Source organism: Calidithermus roseus (assembly GCF_003574095.1).
Lineage (GTDB): Bacteria > Deinococcota > Deinococci > Deinococcales > Thermaceae > Calidithermus > Calidithermus roseus.
Map to the genome: position 1 here is coordinate 40,198 of NZ_QWLA01000015.1, position 13,319 is coordinate 53,516.

At 62.8% G+C, this 13,319-nt stretch carries 12 protein-coding genes; 4 read left to right on the forward strand and 8 right to left on the reverse strand.

The window, feature by feature from the left end; translation table 11 throughout:
- Positions 1 to 3 precede the first annotated feature (3 nt).
- The 6 genes from Mrose_RS05660 to Mrose_RS05685 form a co-directional block, all read right to left on the reverse strand.
- A complete protein-coding gene (locus tag Mrose_RS05660) occupies positions 4 to 834 on the reverse strand; it encodes a carbohydrate ABC transporter permease (protein WP_220452290.1) in 831 nt (276 codons plus the stop codon).
- Positions 834 to 1,757, reverse strand: a complete 924-nt coding sequence (locus tag Mrose_RS05665; protein WP_119276452.1) for a carbohydrate ABC transporter permease — start codon at positions 1,755 to 1,757, stop codon at positions 834 to 836. Before Mrose_RS05665 ends, Mrose_RS05660 begins: the two co-directional genes overlap by 1 nt.
- A gap of 98 nt (positions 1,758 to 1,855) precedes the next feature.
- The gene (locus Mrose_RS05670) at positions 1,856 to 3,205 is read right to left on the reverse strand and encodes an ABC transporter substrate-binding protein (RefSeq protein ID WP_119276453.1); all 1,350 of its coding nucleotides are present in this window, start codon (positions 3,203 to 3,205) and stop codon (positions 1,856 to 1,858) included.
- A 9-nt stretch (positions 3,206 to 3,214) separates the two neighbouring features.
- Entirely contained in the window at positions 3,215 to 4,249 is a 1,035-nt protein-coding gene (locus tag Mrose_RS05675) for a LacI family DNA-binding transcriptional regulator (protein ID WP_119276454.1), read from the reverse strand.
- Positions 4,249 to 5,049: an HpcH/HpaI aldolase family protein gene (locus Mrose_RS05680; protein WP_119276455.1), complete on the reverse strand. Its 801-nt coding sequence runs from the start codon at positions 5,047 to 5,049 to the stop codon at positions 4,249 to 4,251. Before Mrose_RS05680 ends, Mrose_RS05675 begins: the two co-directional genes overlap by 1 nt.
- 92 nt (positions 5,050 to 5,141) lie before the next feature.
- Positions 5,142 to 5,768 (reverse strand): cupin domain-containing protein, encoded by a 627-nt coding sequence (locus Mrose_RS05685; protein ID WP_119276456.1) that lies wholly within the window; start codon positions 5,766 to 5,768, stop codon positions 5,142 to 5,144.
- Between the two features lie 84 nt (positions 5,769 to 5,852).
- On the opposite strand from Mrose_RS05685, the gene Mrose_RS05690 reads away from it, so the two are divergent.
- From Mrose_RS05690 to nadB, 4 genes are all read left to right on the forward strand, one after another.
- Positions 5,853 to 6,650 (forward strand): alpha/beta fold hydrolase, encoded by a 798-nt coding sequence (locus Mrose_RS05690; protein WP_182482689.1) that lies wholly within the window; start codon positions 5,853 to 5,855, stop codon positions 6,648 to 6,650.
- 77 nt (positions 6,651 to 6,727) lie between these two features.
- Positions 6,728 to 7,582: a carboxylating nicotinate-nucleotide diphosphorylase gene (gene nadC, locus Mrose_RS05695; protein WP_119276458.1), complete on the forward strand. Its 855-nt coding sequence runs from the start codon at positions 6,728 to 6,730 to the stop codon at positions 7,580 to 7,582.
- 88 nt (positions 7,583 to 7,670) lie between these two features.
- The gene (nadA, locus tag Mrose_RS05700; protein WP_119276459.1) at positions 7,671 to 8,711 is read left to right on the forward strand and encodes a quinolinate synthase NadA; all 1,041 of its coding nucleotides are present in this window, start codon (positions 7,671 to 7,673) and stop codon (positions 8,709 to 8,711) included.
- Positions 8,712 to 8,786: 75 nt separating this feature from the next.
- Positions 8,787 to 10,352, forward strand: a complete 1,566-nt coding sequence (nadB, locus tag Mrose_RS05705) for an L-aspartate oxidase (protein ID WP_119276460.1) — start codon at positions 8,787 to 8,789, stop codon at positions 10,350 to 10,352.
- 143 nt (positions 10,353 to 10,495) lie between these two features.
- Here the strand turns inward: nadB and Mrose_RS05710 are convergent, their stop codons facing one another.
- Both Mrose_RS05710 and Mrose_RS05715 read right to left on the reverse strand, forming a co-directional pair.
- The gene (locus tag Mrose_RS05710; protein WP_119276461.1) at positions 10,496 to 10,987 is read right to left on the reverse strand and encodes an NUDIX hydrolase; all 492 of its coding nucleotides are present in this window, start codon (positions 10,985 to 10,987) and stop codon (positions 10,496 to 10,498) included.
- 382 nt (positions 10,988 to 11,369) lie between these two features.
- Positions 11,370 to 13,037: a CTP synthase gene (locus tag Mrose_RS05715; RefSeq protein WP_119276462.1), complete on the reverse strand. Its 1,668-nt coding sequence runs from the start codon at positions 13,035 to 13,037 to the stop codon at positions 11,370 to 11,372.
- Between the last annotated feature and the right edge of the window lie 282 nt (positions 13,038 to 13,319).

The following is a 13,319-nucleotide window of genomic DNA, read 5'->3' on the forward strand; positions in this document are numbered from 1 at the left end:
CCATCACTTGAGCGCTCCTACGGTAATCCCCTGAACGAAGTAGCGGCGGATAAAGAGCGACATCACCAGGATGGGCACCATCACGATCATCCCGCCAGCGGCGAGTTGTTCCCACATGGGGCCGCGCACCCCCGTGATCGTCTGGATGCCCACCGGCAGGGTCACGGAATCCGATCGGGTCAGGATCAAGGCAAAGAAGAACTCGTTCCACGCAGAGATGAAGGCGAACACCGCCGAGACCAGGATGCCCGGCATCACCAGCGGCACGGTCACGTAACGCAGGGTTTGCAGTTCGTTGCAACCGTCTATGTAAGCGGCTTCCTCGATCTCCACAGGCAACGCGTCGAAAAAGCCGCGCAGCATCCATATGGCGTAAGGCAGGGTGAAGGAAAGGTAGACGATCACCAGGGCCCAGGGAGTATCAATCAGGCCAGCGCTTCTGAAGAGGGCGAAGAAGGGAATCGCCACCACCACTGCCGGAACGAACTGAGTGGCCAAAATCGCCACGAACACCAAGTCCCGACCCCGGAAGCGATGCCTCGAGATCACATAGGCTGCAGCCGCTGCTAGCGGAATGGCAATGGCTACGGTGGTAAACGATACCAGCGCGCTCACCCAGACCTTGGGGCCTAAGTTCACGGGATGGGAAAAGATCGCCCGAAAGTTGTCCAGGGTCGGCTGGAAGAACAGCCGAGTGGAGTACACATCCACCTCGTTCTTAAGCGAGGCCAGGGCGATCCACGCCAGCGGGAACAGCACAAAGAAGATCACCGCCAGCGTAGCCAGGACTTCTGCCCCCTGCCCCAGCCGTTTTCTGAGTGCTGGGTTTTGCATCAGTGCCTCCCCCCAAGCAGCGTTCGCACGTACAAGAAGGCGAAGAGCCCCATCACCAGCACCAGGATCCAGGACACCGCCGAGGCGTAGCCCATGTCCAGGTTGCGGAAGGCGATCTGGTAGACGTAGTAGTAGAGGGTTTGAGTGGAGTCGCCGGGGCCACCACCAGTCATGATCACGACCTGGTCGAACATCTTGAGCGAGGAGATGATCTTGAGCAGGGCCACAATGTAGATCACCGGAGCCAGCAGTGGTAAGGTGATCTTCCAGAAAATCTGCCACCCGGTGGCCCCATCCACCCTGGCTGCCTCAGTGAGCTCGCTGGGGATCGAGCCCAGTGCCCCGATGAACATCAGGGCAAACAGGGGTGCCCAACCCCACACCTCCGACATCGCGATCGACAGCAAGGCGGAAAACTCGTTACCAAGCCACAAATAATCCTTGAGAGGCGGGATCACCGCCCCGATCATCTGAGCGTAAACCCCGTACTCGGGATTGAGCATGAAGCGCCAGCTAAAGCCTTTGAGGATCGGAGCTACGGCGAAAGGGAAGATCAGCAGCGCTCGAACAAAGATGTTTAACCGAGTTGGCTTAGAAAGGAGCAGTGCGATAGCCAAACCCAGCATCAGCGACAGTGAAACCGAAAGCAGCACGTAGAGAGCGCTGACCTGCAGGCTGTTGAGGAAGCCCGCGTCGCTAAAAGCGCGCACGTAGTTTTCCAACCCCACGAAACCACCGGGGCGGGGTGAGTAGATCAGCCGCCACTCACGGAAGGAAGTGACGAAAGACGACAGCAGCGGGTAGATCACTGTCACTGCGATTACCAGCAGGGCAGGGAGCAGCAGCACCCATCTGAGCGGATTACGGGTAGGCTTATTGGCTTCCTCGGCCAAGCTGTTGGAGGATTTTTGCACTATAGCCATAACTTCACCCTCGGTAGCTGAGCCTGGCGGGAGAGCAAATGGGGTTTGAACAGAACAAAATGGGGACGGGGGTAGGGCAGCCCTACCCCCGTCCAGGCTCACCTGTAGTAGCCTGCCCGCCGCTGGATGGCATCCACGTCTCGGGCCATGCGGTTGAGGGTCTGACGCACGTCAGCCCCACGGGCCATCTCGTTGATGCCCACCTCGAGCACGCTCTGTATCTCGGCCCAGGTACGCACCAACGGCAAGGTGCGGGCGGTACGCAGCACCTGGGCTCCTACACGGGGAATCCCCCCGTTAGCCTCGTTGACCTTGGGATCGAGCATCCCCGAGAAGGTCACGATGGTGTTGTCGGCCACGGAGAGGTCACTGCGGTTGGAGGCTACTTTCTTCTGCACGTCGGTATGGCTGACGTACTTGATGAACTCCCAGGCCGCGTCGGCTTTCTTAGAATTCTTGAAGATACCAATAGGCCAGACCAGGGCGTAGGTTTGGGGAGGGTTATTACCCCATCCTGGCGCAGGCGCGAAGCCCACCTTACCCATCACCTCCGGAACGACGGTCTTGGGGTCCGAGAAGCGGGCCCAGTACCACCACCAGCCAACCCACATCGCCGCCCGTCCCTGAAACATCTCGGTGGAGGACTCGGTTTCGGCATAGGTCGGGGCCGCTTCGGAAGTAACTTTGTGCTTGCGCAAGATATCAATGTAAGCCTGCGTCGCCTGCACTCCTAACTCGTTGTTGAAGATGGGCCGATTATCTTTATCCAGGATGTCCCCACCGATACCCCACAGGTGGCTGACCCAGTTGAACAGGTTTTGCCCTGCATTAGCCCGGTAATACATGGCAATTCCCTTCATCTCGGGCTTCTTCTGTTGAATGGCCGTGGCTACCTGAACGACTTCCTGCCAGTTTTTGGGCACCGGCAACTTGAGTTCTTCCAAGATGTCTTTGCGGTAAAACAGGATCAGCGGGTGGCCCCTGAAGGGCATGCCATAGATGTTCCCCCCACTATCACTCGCCGCCCGAATGTAGGCGTTCGGGTAGTCCGAGAGGTTGATCCTGTCGGCCCTGATACGGTCGTTGAGTGGCAAAAGGTGGGGCTTGATGGCCTCACCCCAGGCATCTACCCAGGCCACCACGTCGTAAGTGCTGCCGGTAGTGGCCTCGACCAGGATCTTCTGCTGCAAGGCATCGTAGGGCGTGTTTTCCCACTCCGCTGAGATGCCGGTGAGTTGCTGGAACTCGCCGCCCTCGCCGGTGAGCTTGCTGAGTTGAGCGAACTGCCCTGCCGCAAGGCAGCAGATCAGGAACTTGAGCTTGGTGCCATTGTATGGCTTACCCGCCTTGAGCCCATAAGGAACGCTGCTCTGCGCCGTCACGGAAGCCACCCCTGTCACCAGCACCACCATCAACAACCCGAGCCAGACCCACTTGCTTTTTCCCATAACGCCTCCTTACCCCTCCTTTGGTGCTACATCGAGCCGTGCTGAACCCCGCCGCACCAGCTCTCCCGGAATAAACTCGTTTACCGCTGCCAGACTGGGGTCTTCAATACGCCCCAACAGCAGCCGCACCGAAGCCTCGATCATTCGCTCTATTGGTTGGCGCACGGTGGTGAGGTTATAAGCCGCCCAGCTAGCCGCCGGTATGTCGTCGAAGCCGATCACTGCTAGGTCTTCGGGCACTCGCACCTTGAGCTTGCGGGCTGCATCGATGGCCCCTATCGCAGTGATGTCGTTGGCGCAGAAGATGGCCTCCGGCGGCTCATCGAGCCGTAGCAGGCGCATGGCCGCGTTAAAGCCAGCCTCGTAGCTGAAGTTGCCGGGCTCCCGTAGCCAAGTCTTGACCCCATGCTCCAACAGTGCTTCCCCGAAACCCCGCTCGCGATCGACGCTGGTAGAAGCGTCCTCGCGCCCAGCGATGTAGGCCAGCCGCCGGTAACCTGCCCTCAGCAAGGCCTCCGCCACCTTTCGCCCTCCCCCCCGGTTATCGCACGACACCGCACTGGCCCCGGAGTCGGGGACGTAGCGGTTGAAGAGCACCACCGGAGTTCCCCGCCCCACGCACTCGCGCGCCATCCTCGAGGACATGGCTGCTGAAACGATGATCAAGCCATCTACCTGGTAAGCCAGCACCTCCGGCAGAAGGTCGTCTACGTCCTCCCGACTTCCAGCAGTGAAGAGCAACACCCGCCAACCCAGGCTATGGAGGTGTTGGGTAAAGGCCTCCAGGACCAAAGGGTAGAAGGGATTGGCCATATTGCTGGCCACCAGGCCCACGATGTTGGTGCGCTTGGTGATCAAGCTGCGCGCGATGGCGTTGGGCTTGTAGCCCAGGCTGCGGGCGATCTCGAGCACCCGAAGGCGGGTGGCCTCGGAAAGCCGGGGATCTCCGGCCAGGGCGCGGGAAACGGTACTCTGTGAAACCCCGGCCCGGAGGGCCACCTCGTGTGAGGTCACGCGCTTGTCTACCGATCGCCGCTCGGCCATTAATACCCCCTGGTTTTGGTTTTAGCAGTCATAGCATCCGACGTCCCGTGGAAGGCGTCAACCGCCGCCCGCGCCGCCGTCATCAGCATCCGTGCGTCGCTGCTCAAGGCCACGAAGCGATAGCCGATCCCGCTCATCCTCCGGGCATACTCAGGAGTCCGAGCAAAGATGCCCACGACTTTGCCACAGGACCGAGCTACAGCCGCGATATGCTCGAGCCGCTCGAGCATCGCAGGATCCTCCCGGTCCAACCGGGCTCCTTCCCCCAGGCTCTGACTCAGGTCGCCTGGCCCCACGAAGACCCCGTCCAGGCCCGCTACGGCGAGGATTTCCTCGAGGTTCTCCAGTCCCGCCTCGGTTTCGATCATGGCCAGGGTGATCACCTCCCGATTGGCGTGTTCGGCATAGTCGTCCCCGGCGTACAGCAATGCCCGCGTAGGACCAAAGCTGCGGTAGCCCAGGGGTGGGTAGCGGCAAGCCCCCACGAACGCCTCGGCCTGGGCCTGGCTGCTCACCATCGGGCAGATGATCCCCATACAGCCCGCATCCAGCAAGCGCATGGCAATCCCCGGCTCGTTCCAGGGGATCCGTGCCAGGGGGAGAACATCGGTCGTGGAGATGGCCTGCAGCATCGAGAGGGCTACCTGAAAGTCCATCAGGCCATGCTCCAGATCGATCGTGAGCGCGTCCCAACCCGCGCGCGCCATCACCTCAGCGCTATAAGCGTCCGGCAGGTGCAGCCAGCCGCAGACGGCGGTCTGGTCGTGCTCCCATAATGTGCGCACACGGTTTTCGCGCATATCGAAATCGCAACTCCCTTCTGAGGTGAGGAAAGTGGAACCCCAGCCAGGGCTGACCCGGCCTGTTTCAGCTTTCTGCAGATGGTTTTGCCCTATCCCCTGTGGCTATCCTCCCAGCGTCGCAACACCCCCATCAGGTGCTGCATCATCTGCCCCTTGAGTTCAGAGTAATTCTCCGGCTTGATCATCTTCCCGCTGGCATCGGCTTTGAAGCCGTACTCAGCGGCTTTTCGCTCGACCTCGGGATCCCAGTAGGGGTCTTTGCCATTAAACACGTCGTGGGGGTCGAGAACCGCGAAAAACCAGCCGATATCCTCTCCCACTACCTCAAACCCCCGGTACAGCCCCGGGGGCAAGGAGATAAAGTCCCATTTATTCAGGATGGCTTCCCCCTCGACCTTGCCCGGCTCATTCCCCCAGTAGTAGCGCCAGCGGCCCTCAAGGATGAAGAAGGCTTCTACGTAGTCGTGGGTGTGGAAGGCTGGGCCATTGCCGGGCTCGGCAAAACCCATGCCGATCTGGAACTTGTGTGGAGCAGTGATGGCGGGTTTGAACTCGGCGTTTTCGCTGGCGGTATCCCCGATCACGGCATAGTTCATTCGCTGATGGCCGGGAAGAATACTGTCGATGAACATCAGCGGCACACCCTGAGTCTTGAGGTGGTCGAAACGCACAATGCGCGAGTGCATTTCCTCGTTGGAAACCCTAGGCCAGTTCATCTCTCCACCTTTCTCTTTGTGCAAACGTATGCACATAATAGGGAGATCCTTTCGGATTTGTCAAGTAGAGGGGAGGCTTTGGCGATGAAAGCTCGATCAGGAAAGCACAATGGCATCTATTACGAGGTCCGGGGCGCGGGTGATCCGCTGGTGCTGATTCACGGTCATACCCTCGATGCTCGCATGTGGGAGCCACAACTCGAGACCTTTGCCCGGTACTTTCAGGTGATCTGCCTGGATCTGCGCGGTTACGGACGTTCAGATCTGCCCGACCTGCGTCCGTTCCGCTACGCCGAAGACCTGAGGAATCTGCTCGAGCATCTGCACATCGACAAAGCCCACCTCCTCGGGCTCTCGCTGGGTGGGAACGTGGCCCTCGACTTCGCTCTCAACTACCCTGAGAGCACCAATGCCCTGCTCGTGGCGGGCTCGAGCCTCAAAGGTTTTCCCACGCTCCCCGAGGCGGCGGCCCTGCTCTCGGCGATCCCCGCCAGAGCCCGTGAGGCGGGGGTGGAGGCAGCGCGGGCGCTCTGGCTGGCCCACCCCTTCTTCGAACCTGCCTTGCGGAACCCGAAAGCGGCACAGCTACTGCAAGACATCGTGCGGGGCTACTCGGGCTGGCATTGGATGACCGGCTACCCCCCCTCCGGTCCAATAGAGGAAATCGCCGACCGGGTCGGGGAAATCCAGGCCCAGACAGTTGTGATCATAGGCGAATGGGATGTTCCACAGCATCAGCTCGTCGCTGAGCACCTGGCTACCCGAATACCTGACGCCAGGAAAGCAGTTATCAGAGGAGCCGGGCACATGGTCAATCTGGAAGCTCCAGAGGAGTTTAATCAGCTAGTGATCACCGTACTTAGAGGCCATCAAGCCATTTAGCGCATGTTCGCCTGAGGCCATGCAGTAAAGACCTCTCTAAACTTGCTGAAGACTTACTCCGGTATTCTAAGTCAGATATGTCGGACTCAATAGACCCCCGCTTCACGCCCATGATCGCCGAAGCCATCCGGCGGGCGCTCGAGGAGGACATCGGCGAGGGGGACGTGACCACGCTCTGCACCATCCCTCCCCAGGCCCAGTTGAGCGGGCGTTTCCTCGCCAAGGAAGCCGGGGTGATCGCCGGGCTCGAGGTGGCCCAGCAGGTTTACGCCCGGCTCGACCCCCGCGTCGAGCTCGAGGTGCTCTTTCCCGACGGGAGCGTGCTCGAGGCGGGCACGGTTTTCGCCAGGGTGCGCGGCCCCTGCCGAGCACTTCTGACAGGCGAGCGCACCGCGCTCAACTTCATGCAGCGCATGTCGGGCATCGCCACCCAGACCCGCCGCTTCGTGCAGGCGGTGGCCCACACCAAAGCCCGCATCCTCGACACCCGCAAGACCGCCCCGGGCCTGCGGGCGCTGGACAAGTGGGCGGTGCGCATCGGCGGGGGGGTCAACCACCGCTTCGGCCTGTGGGACGAGGTGCTGATCAAGGACAACCATATCGCCGCAGTGGGGAGCATCCGCGAGGCGGTGCGGAGGGTGCGGGAGGGCGATCCCCAGCGGCGGCCCATCATCGTGGAAGTGCGTACCCTCGAGGAACTGCGCGAGGCGCTCGAGCTCGGTGTAACTCGCATCCTGCTGGACAACATGGACCTAGAGCAACTCCGCCAGGCAGTGGCGATCACCGCCGGACGTGTCCCGTTGGAAGCTTCTGGCAATGTCACCCTCGACAACGTGGCCCAGGTGGCCGAGACGGGCGTGGACTTCATCTCGATCGGCGCCCTGACCCACTCGGTCAAGGCTTTGGACATCAGCCTGGATCTCGAATCGTGAGTCTTACGTCATACGTCGTACGCGAAAGGGGTATGGTTTATGGCGTACGACGCAAGGCGCGGGACGTACGACTTCTCGAAGGGACACTATGACCCACCTCAGCTTCGACCAGCTCAAGGACCGGCTCGCGGGCGTCGTGCCCGAGTTCGAGCTCGAGGCCAAGTTCGAGATCGCGCAGGAGATCCTCGAGCTCAAGCGTGAGAAAAACGCGGTGATTCTGGGCCACAACTACATGGAACCGGCCCTCTTCCACACCATCCCCGACTACGTGGGCGACTCACTCGAGCTCTCCCGCGTCGCCGCCAGGACCAACGCCGAGATCATCGTGTTTTGCGGGGTGAGGTTCATGGCCGAGACCGCCAAGATCCTCAACCCCAGCAAGACCGTGCTGCTGCCCTCCACCAAGGCCGGTTGCTCGCTGGCGGCGAGCATCACCGCCGAGGACGTGCGGCGGCTCAAGGAGCGCTTTCCGGGCGTGCCCGTGGTGACCTACGTCAACACCTACGCCGACGTGAAGGCCGAGAGCGACGTGTGCTGCACCTCGAGCAACGCGGTGGCGGTGGTCGAGTCGCTCCAAAGCGACACGGTCATCTTCTTGCCCGATGAATACCTCGCCCGCAACGTAGCCCGCGAGACGGGCAAACGCATCATCTTCCCAACCCTCGACGAGGGCACGCTGGGCGAGCCTTACCAGATGATCGGCTGGCACGGGCGCTGCGAGGTCCACGAACGATACACCGTGCAGGACATCGAGGACGTGCGCCGGATGTTCCCCGACGTGGTGATCCTCTCCCATCCCGAGTGCAGCCCCGAAGTGGTCGAAGCCTCCGACTTCGCCGGGAGTACCACCGCCATGATCCGCTACGTCGAGCGAACCAATGCCCCACGCTACTTGCTCCTGACCGAGTGCTCGATGGGCGACAACGTGATGGCGGCCTACCCCGACAAGGAGTTCGTGCGCCTGTGCACGGTGCGCTGCCCCCACATGAACCAGATCACCCTCGAGGACACCTTGAACGCCCTCAAGCTGGGCCGCCACGTCATCGAGGTGCCCGAAGACATCCGGGTACGGGCCGCCAGGGCCCTCGAGCGCATGATCGCCATCGGGCCCAGCGGGAAGAAGGACTGAGGCAAAAGGGCGAGCTACCGGCTGGTCCCTACAATCGGCGTTTGGCGTTTTAGCGTTCGGCATTGTGCGGCATTTATGGAGCTCATCCAAACCGAAGTGCTGATCATCGGCAGTGGCATCGGGGGCGGCATCACCGCTTTGAGCCTGGCTGATGCTGGAATACCCGTCACGGTGGTGACCCGCTCGAGCGATGGCGAGGAGAGCAATACCGCCTGGGCACAGGGTGGGATCATCTACAAGGGCCCAGGCGATTCGCCCGAGTTGCTCATCGAGGACATCCTGCGGGCGGGGGCGGGGCACTCCCACCTCGAGGCCGCGCGCATCCTGGCAGAGGAAGGGCCAGCGAAGGTGGAGGAGTGGCTGCTCGAGCGGCTGCAGGTGCCCTTCGACCAGAGTCCCTCGGGGGAGCTTTCCCTCGCGCTGGAGGGCGGACATTCGTTGCCGCGCATCCTCCACGCCGCCGACGCTACGGGCCTGGCCATCCACCGCGCGCTCATGGCCGCGCTCGAGGCCCATCCCAGCATCACCCTGCTCAAAGGCCACACCGCCATCGACCTGCTCACCCCGGCCCACCACTCGCTCAACCGCCTGGACGTCTATGGGCCACTCTCCTGCGTGGGGGCTTACCTCTTTGACCGCAAAGAGCGCGCCATCAAGCGCTGCATCGCCCGCCATACCGTGCTGGCGACGGGGGGGCTGGGCCAAGTCTTCCTCAGCAGCACCAACCCGCCGGGGGCCAGGGGCGACGGGGTAGCCATGGCCTACCGGGCAGGGGCGCGGGTGATCAACATGGAGTTCGTGCAGTTTCACCCCACCACCTTCCACCTCACCGGAGCCCCGCCCTTCCTCATCTCCGAAGCCGTGCGCGGCGAGGGAGCGCGGCTGGTAGACGCCAGTGGGCAGCCCTTCATGCAGCACTACGACCCCCAGTGGAAAGATCTCGCCCCACGCGACGTGGTGTCCCGCAGCATCTACCACTACATGCTCGAGCACGACCTCCCTCACGTGTACCTGGATTTGCGCAGCTACATCCCTAAAGAGAAGATCCTCAGCCACTTCCCCAACATCCACGCCGAATGCCTGCGCTACGGCATCGACATCACCCAGGACCTGGTGCCTGTGGTTCCGGGGGCGCATTATTCGTGCGGCGGGGTCTGGGTGGACGGCTGGGGCCAGACCACCCTCCAGGGGCTCTACGCGGTGGGAGAAGTGGCCTGCACGGGCCTGCACGGGGCCAATCGCCTCGCCAGCACCTCTCTGCTGGAGGGCTTAGTCTGGGGGGACCGCATCGCCCGCCATATCCGCGGCCACCTCGAGGAGCGCCCCCTCTTCGACCCCGAGCGGATTCCCCCCTGGCAGAACTCAGGCCACTCCGACCCCGACCCCGCCCTGGTGCAGCAAGACATGAGCGTGATCAAGCACATCATGTGGAACTACGTGGGCCTGGTGCGCACCACCCCCCGCCTCGAGCGCGCCCTGCGGGAGTTGCGCCACCTCGAGACCGAGATCGAGGGCTTCTACCGCAACAACCGCCTGAGCGACGGGGTTATCGGCCTGCGAAACGCCGTGCGCACCGCAATCCTCATCGCGATGGCGGCCTGGGAAAACAAGCGCAGCATGGGCTGTCACTATCGCGAGTAAAGCGGCTCGAGGACGCGGTAAGCGATCAGCCCTCAGCGGGAGGCTCGTGGCCCGTGATCTGCTAAGGGGGGCCAAGGCAACCCGCGTCTTGCGTCTTGCGTTTTGCATACGACCTGCGCCCGGCGTTCCCCACATCGACCTCCTCACCGCGTAAAACTCCACGACACCGGCTGCCCGTTGCTATAAGGCATCACCCCGTGAAAAGGGCGCGGATCGTCGTCGAAGACCAGGGGCAGGAAGTGACGGTCGCCCGGCCACATGGGGAGTTCCATTCGCAGCACGCGCTCGAGCGCGACCCACTCGAGCACCCCCTCGCGGTTGCGCGCTAAAGGCGTGCCGGTCCACTCGGGGATGAGGAACACGAAACCAAACCAATCCTCACCGCGCTTGCCGAAGCCGGGCCAGGAGATGGTTCCCCGCAGGATGAGCCTGGTAGCCTCGATGCCCGCTTCTTCTCGCAGTTCGCGCCGCATCCCGGCGGCCACGTCCTCGTGGGGCTCGAGCTTGCCCCCCAGGCCGTTGTACTTGCCCAGGGCGGGGTCGTCGGGGCGAGCGTTGCGGTGGATCAGCAGCACCGAGCGGCCATCGGGCGAGAGCACGTAACCGAGCGTGGCCAGGATGGGGGTGTAGGGCATGGGGGTATCTTAGCGTGCGCCCCGTATGCCGTTCGCGAGCCCATCCCCGCCCTGATAAACTCGGCGGCGTATGGCCTCACGGTTGCGCTTCCTCGGCAGCGGCGATTCGCAGGGCGTTCCCCGCTGTGGTGCGAGTGCTCGGTGTGCCAGGAAGCCCGCACCCGAGGGAGCGATGTACGCGTACAACGGGTTGGTGCTCGAGCTACCTCGAGCCGAGCGGCATAAGCCGTCAGCGGAAGGCTCGTGGCTAGCCCGCCCGTAGCGTGTGGCTCGTAGTTCGTCGAGGGTCTAGGGCCGAGGGCTAATGCGTACGACGTAAGACGTCCGTCCGGCGTCTTGCGTCTTGCGTACAACATATGACCCGCGCCCGACCCACCCAGCCTCAAGCCAGCCGGGGCGCGGCAGGGTCGGGCTGCTCGGCCAGCACCTTGAACTGGCGATGGCGCTCGAGCGCTGCCGCGATGAAACCACCAAAGGGGGGCGAGACCCGCATGGGGCGGCTCGAGAGCTCGGGGTGGGATTGCAAGCCGATGAAGAAGGGGTGGTCGGGCAGTTCGATGGCCTCGACCAGGCCCTCGCCGCGCCCGTGCATGCCCGGCGTGACCGCCGAGACGGTGAGGCCACCCTCGATGAGCTTCTGCACGTAGGCGGGGTTGACCTCGTAGCGGTGGCGGTGGCGCTCGTAAGCTAAGTCCTTGCCGTAGAGCCGGTGCAGGATGGTCTCGGGGTGGATGCGCATGGGCCAGTTGCCCAGCCGCATGGTGCCGCCCAAGCCCTCGACCTCGAGTTGTTCGGGCATGAGGTCGATGACGGGGTGGGGGGTGTAGGGGTCGAACTCGGTGGAGTTGGCCCCTTCCAGCCCCAGCACGTTGCGGGCGAACTCGATTACCGCGACCTGGAGGCCCAGGCAGATGCCGAAGTAGGGGATGCGGTTCTCGCGGGCATAGCGGGCGCACAGGATCTTGCCCTCGATGCCCCGGATACCGAAGCCGGGCCCCACCAGCACCCCGTCCACCCCGTGCAGGGCCTCGGCGGCCTGCTCGAGGCTGGTGACCTCCTCGGCATTGACCCACTTCACGTTCACGCGGGCATCGTTGGCGATCCCCGCGTGGCGGAAGCCCTCGAGGATGGAGAGGTAGGCGTCGGGCATCTTCACGTACTTGCCCACGAAGGCCACCGTCACCTCGCTCGAGGGCTGCTTGAGCTTGCGCACCGCGCTCTGCCAGAAGCTGAGGTTGGGCTGGATGGGCTCCAGGCCCAGCTTCTTCTCCACGATCCGGCCCAGGCCCTGCTCCTCGAGCACCAGCGGCACCTCGTATAAAAACTGCACGGTGGGGCTGGTGAATACCTCGCTCGGGCGCACGTTGGTGAAAAGGGCCACCTTCTTGCGCACGTCCTCGGGCACCATCTTGTCCGAACGCAGCACCACCGCGTCCGCCTGGATGCCCAAACCCCGCAATGCCGAGACCGAGTGCTGGGTGGGCTTGGTCTTGAACTCCTCGGAAGTGGGTAGGTAGGGCACCAGCGTAAGGTGGATGTACATCACGTCGCCGTCTTCCTCGTCGAACTGGAACTGGCGGATGGCCTCGAGGAAGGGCAGGCTCTCGATGTCGCCCACCGTACCCCCCACCTCCACCACCGCGATGTCGGCCTCCTGCTCCTTGGCGACGCGGCGGATGCGGTCCTTGATCTCGTCGGTGATGTGGGGGATCACCTGAACCGTCTGGGAGAGGTACTCTCCCCGGCGCTCCTTCTGGATCACCGAGAGGTAGACCTGGCCGGTGGTCAGGTTGTTGCCCCGGCTGAGGTCGATGTTGAGGAAGCGCTCGTAGTGCCCGATGTCGAGGTCGGTCTCGGCCCCGTCGCTCGTCACGAAGACCTCGCCGTGCTCATAGGGCCGCATGGTCCCTGCATCCACGTTGACATAGGGGTCGATCTTGATGGCCGTGACCCGGTAGCCCCTGGCCCGCAAAATCGCACCCAGCGAGGAGGTCAGGATGCCCTTGCCCAAACTGCTCACCACACCGCCCGTGACAAATATGTATTTCATCCTGCTCTCCTCCAAACAAAAGCTGAACCACCTCACGCGCCTGAGTGGCGTCGAGGCCAGACAGCTATGTTTTCACGGGATTTCATCATACCATCTTTGGCCTGTGGCCCGGATGAGTCAGTAGCAAAAGGGTGCGTCCCCGAATCAACCCTAAAGGGCTAAGCTGCTGGGAAAGCGACATGGCGCACGGTGTCGAAAGAGACGATTGGACGGAGAGAGAATAGCTGGGAGCGGCCAAAGGCCTTGGCGTGGGCCCCGCTGACCGACCAGCGAGCCCCGGCG

Bases quoted from the DNA above. Each gene is read 5' to 3' on its own strand.
- Mrose_RS05660 (WP_220452290.1), bottom strand. From the start codon at position 834: ATGCAAAACCCAGCACTCAGAAAACGGCTGGGGCAGGGGGCAGAAGTC.
- Mrose_RS05665 (WP_119276452.1), bottom strand. From the start codon at position 1,757: ATGGCTATAGTGCAAAAATCCTCCAACAGCTTGGCCGAGGAAGCCAAT.
- Mrose_RS05670 (WP_119276453.1), bottom strand. From the start codon at position 3,205: ATGGGAAAAAGCAAGTGGGTCTGGCTCGGGTTGTTGATGGTGGTGCTG.
- Mrose_RS05675 (WP_119276454.1), bottom strand. From the start codon at position 4,249: ATGGCCGAGCGGCGATCGGTAGACAAGCGCGTGACCTCACACGAGGTG.
- Mrose_RS05680 (WP_119276455.1), bottom strand. From the start codon at position 5,049: ATGCGCGAAAACCGTGTGCGCACATTATGGGAGCACGACCAGACCGCC.
- Mrose_RS05685 (WP_119276456.1), bottom strand. From the start codon at position 5,768: ATGAACTGGCCTAGGGTTTCCAACGAGGAAATGCACTCGCGCATTGTG.
- Mrose_RS05690 (WP_182482689.1), top strand. From the start codon at position 5,853: ATGAAAGCTCGATCAGGAAAGCACAATGGCATCTATTACGAGGTCCGG.
- nadC (WP_119276458.1), top strand. From the start codon at position 6,728: ATGTCGGACTCAATAGACCCCCGCTTCACGCCCATGATCGCCGAAGCC.
- nadA (WP_119276459.1), top strand. From the start codon at position 7,671: ATGACCCACCTCAGCTTCGACCAGCTCAAGGACCGGCTCGCGGGCGTC.
- nadB (WP_119276460.1), top strand. From the start codon at position 8,787: ATGGAGCTCATCCAAACCGAAGTGCTGATCATCGGCAGTGGCATCGGG.
- Mrose_RS05710 (WP_119276461.1), bottom strand. From the start codon at position 10,987: ATGCCCTACACCCCCATCCTGGCCACGCTCGGTTACGTGCTCTCGCCC.
- Mrose_RS05715 (WP_119276462.1), bottom strand. From the start codon at position 13,037: ATGAAATACATATTTGTCACGGGCGGTGTGGTGAGCAGTTTGGGCAAG.